Annotated in this window: 7 protein-coding genes; 1 reads left to right on the plus strand and 6 read right to left on the minus strand. The window is 45.9% G+C overall.

Going from position 1 to position 6133, the window contains the following annotated elements; genetic code table 11:
* From NC99_RS07990 to NC99_RS08010, 5 genes are all read right to left on the minus strand, one after another.
* The coding region (locus tag NC99_RS07990; protein WP_157624670.1) for a family 78 glycoside hydrolase catalytic domain at nucleotides 1-1141 on the minus strand (1141 nt) is incomplete at its 3' end.
* A gap of 30 nt (nucleotides 1142-1171) precedes the next feature.
* Nucleotides 1172-2860, minus strand: coding sequence for a gamma-glutamyltransferase (gene ggt / locus NC99_RS07995; protein ID WP_053181968.1), 1689 nt, complete (start codon nucleotides 2858-2860; stop codon nucleotides 1172-1174).
* A gap of 380 nt (nucleotides 2861-3240) precedes the next feature.
* Nucleotides 3241-3639: a hypothetical protein gene (locus NC99_RS08000; protein ID WP_157624672.1), complete on the minus strand. Its 399-nt coding sequence runs from the start codon at nucleotides 3637-3639 to the stop codon at nucleotides 3241-3243.
* Between the two features lie 236 nt (nucleotides 3640-3875).
* Nucleotides 3876-4529: a hypothetical protein gene (locus NC99_RS08005; RefSeq protein WP_053181973.1), complete on the minus strand. Its 654-nt coding sequence runs from the start codon at nucleotides 4527-4529 to the stop codon at nucleotides 3876-3878.
* Between the two features lie 110 nt (nucleotides 4530-4639).
* The gene (locus NC99_RS08010; RefSeq protein ID WP_053181976.1) at nucleotides 4640-5050 is read right to left on the minus strand and encodes a hypothetical protein; all 411 of its coding nucleotides are present in this window, start codon (nucleotides 5048-5050) and stop codon (nucleotides 4640-4642) included.
* 161 nt (nucleotides 5051-5211) lie between these two features.
* On the opposite strand from NC99_RS08010, the gene NC99_RS08015 reads away from it, so the two are divergent.
* Nucleotides 5212-5412 (plus strand): YwbE family protein, encoded by a 201-nt coding sequence (locus tag NC99_RS08015; RefSeq protein WP_053181979.1) that lies wholly within the window; start codon nucleotides 5212-5214, stop codon nucleotides 5410-5412.
* A 1-nt stretch (nucleotide 5413) separates the two neighbouring features.
* Here the strand turns inward: NC99_RS08015 and NC99_RS08020 are convergent.
* Nucleotides 5414-6133: thioredoxin domain-containing protein (locus NC99_RS08020; RefSeq protein WP_204374940.1), on the minus strand; the 720-nt coding region annotated here is incomplete at its 5' end.

The following is a 6133-nucleotide window of genomic DNA, read 5'->3' on the forward strand; positions in this document are numbered from 1 at the left end:
GGCCGATGCTGTATTCGCGGGCAACTCCGTAGTGGCTCAACTGGTTGATGAGTGCGTCCGCTTCGTAGGGAATGCGTTCGCGGTCGCCATCAACATACACTCCGGCAAAGGAGGTGGCTTTCATGGAATATTTGCATAATTCCCAAACCTGGTTTAAAATGGTGTCGGAACTGGTAAAAAAGGACTCCGATTCATCGAAGGGATAAAACACCGTTTCGCGAATGAGCTGGTGTTTCTCGAGCTGGCTGGCATATCCTTCGATCTCACAATAGCGAAAAGGCAACACATCGCCAGTATATTCAGGAATAGGAATGGCGCGGGGGCCCGTATTTCGCTGGTCGGGTGCAATGGCGATGATATAGGTGTTGCGGCCATTTTTCAAGTCGAGCTGGTATTCGGCGTAGCGCCTGCTGCCTCCGGGGTTTTGATCAATCCGATTGCCTTTCGCAACTTCGCCGAGCCGCAGGGTAATTGTTTCCCCTTCTTTCCCGTCCAGGGTCAAGCGCAAACGGCCAAAAGCGGCTTTGCCGAAATCGATGAAAGCAAGATTTTCTGAGATTGACTGAATCGCTGTTGGATAGTCATCCTGCTTTTGCAAGGGATAGCGGGCGGTGGCATAGTCGGTGAGCTCCGGCGCCATCTTGAATTGCGAGATTTCGGACCACGGAGATTCAACACCGTGGTTGTCCCAGGTTTTGACTTTCCAGAAGTACACGGAATCGGGGCGGAGCTCCTTCCCCTGGTAGCTCAGGTTGATGGATTGCTCGCTGTCCACTTTGCCCGAATCCCAGTAGTCGCCTTCATCATTTTGGATATTTTTCAGCGACGAAGCGACCAAGATTTGGTAGGCCACCTGCATGGTGTTTTGTTGATCGGAATTGACCACCCAACCGAAAAATGGGCGGCGTTGCGCAATCTCGGCAAACTGAAAATTTTCCCGCTGTGAAATGGCTTCATGCAGGGAGGTTTGCACCGGGTAGCCATTCAGAAAAACCTGCCCCGTGTTGGTGAGCAGGTTGACGGAAAGTGCTGCTGGTTGATGGGTTTCGGTTGCGTTTCCTGCCTTTGTTTGGATTGCCGAAACAAGGAGGCAAAGAAGAAAAACTATTTTTAGCCCTTGTGATTTTAATAGGTAATTCATGGTTGAAGTCGGTTAAGCTTATGGTGTTGATTAATAGCCAGCGGCCTGACCATCTTTTCGGGATTCGGATGCGCCGAAGAAAACCTTATTTTTCTTATCCCATTGAATGGCCTGGTAGCCGCCGTAAGCACCTTTTGAAAGCTGAATCTGATGGCCTTTTTCCATCAGGTTTCGGATGGTTTGATAGTCAAAACCGCTTTCGAGAAAAACGGTGCCGCCATTGGTCATTTTTTCGCCTGTTGGCTGGCTCGAACCTTCGTGCCGGATTCGCGGAGCATCTCCGGCTTCCTGTAAGTTCATGCCAAAATCAATGAGGTTGCAAACGACTTGCACATGGCCTTGCGGTTGCATGGCGCCTCCCATCAATCCAAAACTAATATAGGGCTCTCCGTCTTTGGTGATAAACGCAGGGATGATGGTGTGGAACGGTCGTTTGTGTGGTTCATACACATTGAAATGTCCTTCTTCGAGCGCAAACAATTCGCCGCGATCCTGCAATACAAAACCAAGGTTGCCGGGTGTCATTCCGGAGCCCATTCCGCGGTAATTGCTTTGGATCAGTGAAACCATGTTGCCCTCTTTGTCTGCCGTAGTCAGGTAAATGGTATTGCCCTGTTCCAGTTCACCTGCCGGAAAGCTACGACTGGCTTTTTCCGGGTCGATCAATTTTGATCGCTCGCGGGCATATTTTTTCGATATTAATTGTTCCACCGGCAGTCTGTTGAATTCGGGATCGGCATAATATTTTGCCCGGTCTTCGAACGCCAGTTTCTTTGCCTCAATAAAAAGGTGCATGTATTCGGGCGACCCAAAGCCCATTGCTGAAATGTCGTATTGCTCCAGAACGTTGAGCATTTGCAGCACCGCCGTGCCCTGGCCGTTGGGCGGGAGCTCCCAGACATCGTAGCCCCGGTAGTTGGTCGAAATTGGCTCGATCCATTCCGATCGGTGATCTTCAAAATCCTGCATGCTCAAAAAGCCACCTTGTGTCTGTACATACTCCACGATTTCGCGTGCTATTTCACCCCGATAGAAAACCTTGCGTCCTTGCTTGGCTATTCGCTCCAGCGTGTTTGCCAAGTAGGGATTTTTGAAAACTTCACCTTTAGCAGGGGCATGCCTGTTGGGCAGATAAACTTCAGCAAAGCCGGGATAATCTTTCAGAATTTCAGCGTTTTGCTTCCAATAGTAGGCAATCAGTTCGGTTAATGGAAAACCTTGGCGGGCATACTGTATGGCCGGGGCCAGGATGTCGCTCATGGGCAGGCTTCCAAATTTCTGGCTGAGTTCAAACCAGCCGTCCACACATCCGGGAACGGACACCGGGAGTGGTCCCAGCGCAGGAATCTTGTCGTATCCATTTTCCTTAAAATAGTTGAGTGTTAGGTTGTAGGGCGAACGGCCACTTGCATTTAAGCCATAAAGTTTTTGTGTTTTGGCCTCCCAAACAATGGCGAAAAGGTCACCACCGATTCCATTCCCGGTTGGCTCAACCAAGCCAAGCACGGCATTGGCCGCGATAGCCGCGTCAATGGCATTTCCGCCCGATTTCAAAATATCCAAAGCTACTTGTGTTGCCAGTGGTTGGCTGGTGCAGGCCATTCCGTTTTGGGCGATGACTTCGCTGCGTGTGGCAAAGTCCAGTCCTGTGATCCGGTCTTGTGCGATCAAGGAATAATGAATGGCAAAGAAATTTACAAAAAGGACAAATTTATACATAGGTTGATTTCTTTTAAGTTCCTGAAATTAGCACTTTTGATCCATTATTCAACGGACGGTTCAATTTTTTCCTTCTGATTTGATTTAAGGTACGGTTCGACAAAAGAAGGCAAGCGCCGGTAGGTTTTCTTTTGCTTTTTCCTGACCTTCTTTTAAGGCCAGGAGAACAAACGAATCACTATCCTTGCGCATTTTTGTCATGTTGAAGGCCAAAGATAATCATTTCGATCAATCGGGGAGTCGCGTGTCGATCGGGATAAGACATGGCCATTTCCTTGCGCTGTTTTGAGCGATTATTTTAAGTCCGGTAAGTAAAAAAGCTGAAAGTGTCGTTGGAAATTTATAGCCTTTGCCAATTTGTCAAGGAAACAAATTGTGCATTAGGCATTTTTCCGAAACTCGTTGATCATGGTGTTGGCTACTTCGTAACTGGGCTTGTAACAGTCCCATCGGAAAAAGCCGGTTGTCATTCGGTGTAATTCACCATGAATTTGTTCCATAGACTGGGTAATTCGGGTACGAAACAGTTGTGCACAACTGGCGCATGGTGAACCCAGAATGTCGTGCGTTGCAACATAAGCTGTTTTCAATTCTTCAATCGAATCATCGTATTCTTTATCGACGAATGAATCGTGTGATTTAAATAAACATTGATTGATTTTTGCGCGTTGATTCACGCACTTGCTGCCATTGAACTGACAGCTAACAAATTGAATGGGGTCGCTTGGCCCATTCTTTTCACGACTGGCTTTTGTTCGTGAAAAAATCCATCCCTTCATTTCCTTCATTTTTTTCTATATAAAACGTTACTCTAACTGCCTCTCTCACTGCTCAAACATATAGAAATCTCAACATCCGAATTCGGAATTAGCCGGTAAAAGTAAAATAAATTGTTAGAAAATAGTCTGTTGGATGTTTTTTTTGTTCGTTTTTTATTAACAATTGGGTAAAATGTCAGCGTAGATACACATGATGATTTGAGCCAAAGAAAGTCAGTCCGTGGTTGATTTATTCTTTAATCTGCGGTTTTACGGCAGAATTGAATCAATTGAATGACATCGTTGGAGTTTTGCAAATCAATTGCATGGCTTTGCATGTAGGACGCCAAGGACTTTTTGTTTGTTCGAAAAAACTTAGCGATCTGTTTTGGGGTAGCCAAGCTTTCGAATTTTCCGTCGGCGTAGAGGTAAAAAAGATCATCGTTTTCAAAGCGAAACGATTCTTTTTGCTCTAAGCTAGCTGATGCGTTGTCTGAACTTCGGTTTAGCCGCTCAATAGTGCTTACGGCCTGGGTTTGCGTAACTCCGCCAAACGAAGTTTCTTTTCCTTCGGACCGCATTTGCCTGCGGTGACGTTTGTAAATGACAATTGAAGCTGAATCAATTTTTTCAAGGAAAATGTCCTTTTCGAGCCAATAAAATGTTCGCTCGCCAATCGCCACCCGGTCAATCAGTTCGGGATTGGCAAGCGCCATGACCTGGTTGTTGTTGACGAAAATCATTTGTTCGTCGTAGGCATCGTAATTCAGTTTGGCCCGAACTTGCGACCGATCTTTTAAATAGACGGTGCCTTCGGTGAAATCATGAAAAATCATGCGTGGGTCTCCAGGCTCAATTGGTTGGAGAAGAGCACTGAGGTAAAAGATGATCAGGAAAGGAAGTGTTTTCATTTTTCACAGATTGAATATGTTATCGACTGATTTCTATGGGTAATACAATGAGAATTATCGCTTTACTCATAGGAAAAATGAAAATCAGAATCTTCGGGACGTCGGGCGAATTATACTTTCCCTTTTAGTTCGTTGATCACGGTTGTGGCGTACTCCAGGCTTGGTTTGTGCCGGTTGCTTTTGAAAAATCCCGAAGTCATTTTCTGAAGCTCCTGCTGTATTTGTTCCAGCGATGTGGTAATTCGCAAACGAAAAAGCTCCGCGCACTTGGCGCAGGTTTCTTGCTCCATCGTCAATGTTTCGTTAAAGGCTTTTTTTAATTCATTGACCGCCTGGTCGTAATGACTCTGCATAAAGAACTCGAATGAGTTTTTCAGACATTCGTTGATGACCGCACGATGGGCTTTGCAATTATCGCCATGCTGTGGGCAACTTTCCAAATGAATGGCCTCTACTGAGCTTTTAGAAAACTTTTGTTCCGCTTTAACTTTTGAAAAGACCCAACGCTTATTATCTTCCATGCTTCGATGTTTTACTGATGAACAGCAGTTTTATTTTCGTTTAAAGATAAAAATATCTCATAATATGCAAGAGCGGGCGATCTTTAATATTTAAGAAGTTATTCACAATTTGAGGTTGATTTTAAAAACCGGAGAAATAATTGTTTCTTCGGGCAAAAAAAATGGAAGGAACCAAACGGGCAAACATACAGATTGAGAGTCACGTGGAAATTGTGCAAAAACATCACCAGCGAACAGGGGAGTTAACGGAGGGCTACGTCGCTCGCATTTTAACCAAATCGCCCCAGCACCCGCACGGAATCAAGGTGCAGTTGGAAACCGGCGAAGTGGGGCGGGTCAAAAATATTTTGCCTGACGATTAAGCTAAGCTTGCAGTATTTTCAGGGCGTCAGCAACTTTTTCAACCGGCAGTTGGCAGGTTTGGTTCTGGCACACGTAAATTCGTGTTTCTCCGGCTGCCAACCGGCCTTTCAAAAGTGGCAAATCGCTGGCGTCCGTTCCGGCGCAGAACAAGGTGTTGGGCAGGTAGTGCTTTTGGATGTCGTGCAATTTTGAAATGGCTTTTTCACCACTTACAGCCACTTCGAATTGATTGCCGGTAAAATTTAGCGCCAATTGCAGCCAGTTGGAATAGCCCGACGGATAGGTTTTGAAATCATCCACGAGCTTGCTTAGCATGGTCTGCGCAATTTTCAGGTACCGGGCTTGATCCGCCAAATAGCCGAGTCGAAATAAATTGTTCGCCATCACCGAATTCGAGGCCGGAATTACATTGTCATGCACTTCAATACTTCGGTTGATCAAGTCGGTCTGTGTGATGGCGGTGAAGTAGAAGAAATCCTTTTCCGGATCGAAAAAGTCCAGAAAGGTTTTATCGGCCAGCTGCTGGGCGTCTTCAAGGTAGATGAATTTGCCTGTTGTTTCAAACAGATCGATCATCGCCTGAATAAGCAGGGCATAATCTTCCAGAAATCCGTCAATTTTGCTGGTTTCATTTTTGTACGAATGCCGGAGCGAACCGTCGGGATCCAGTTGTTTTTCTTTTAGAAAGAGCATGTTTTTTTCCGCCAATTCCAGGTATTC

This window comes from Sunxiuqinia dokdonensis (genome assembly GCF_001270965.1).
GTDB lineage: Bacteria > Bacteroidota > Bacteroidia > Bacteroidales > Prolixibacteraceae > Sunxiuqinia > Sunxiuqinia dokdonensis.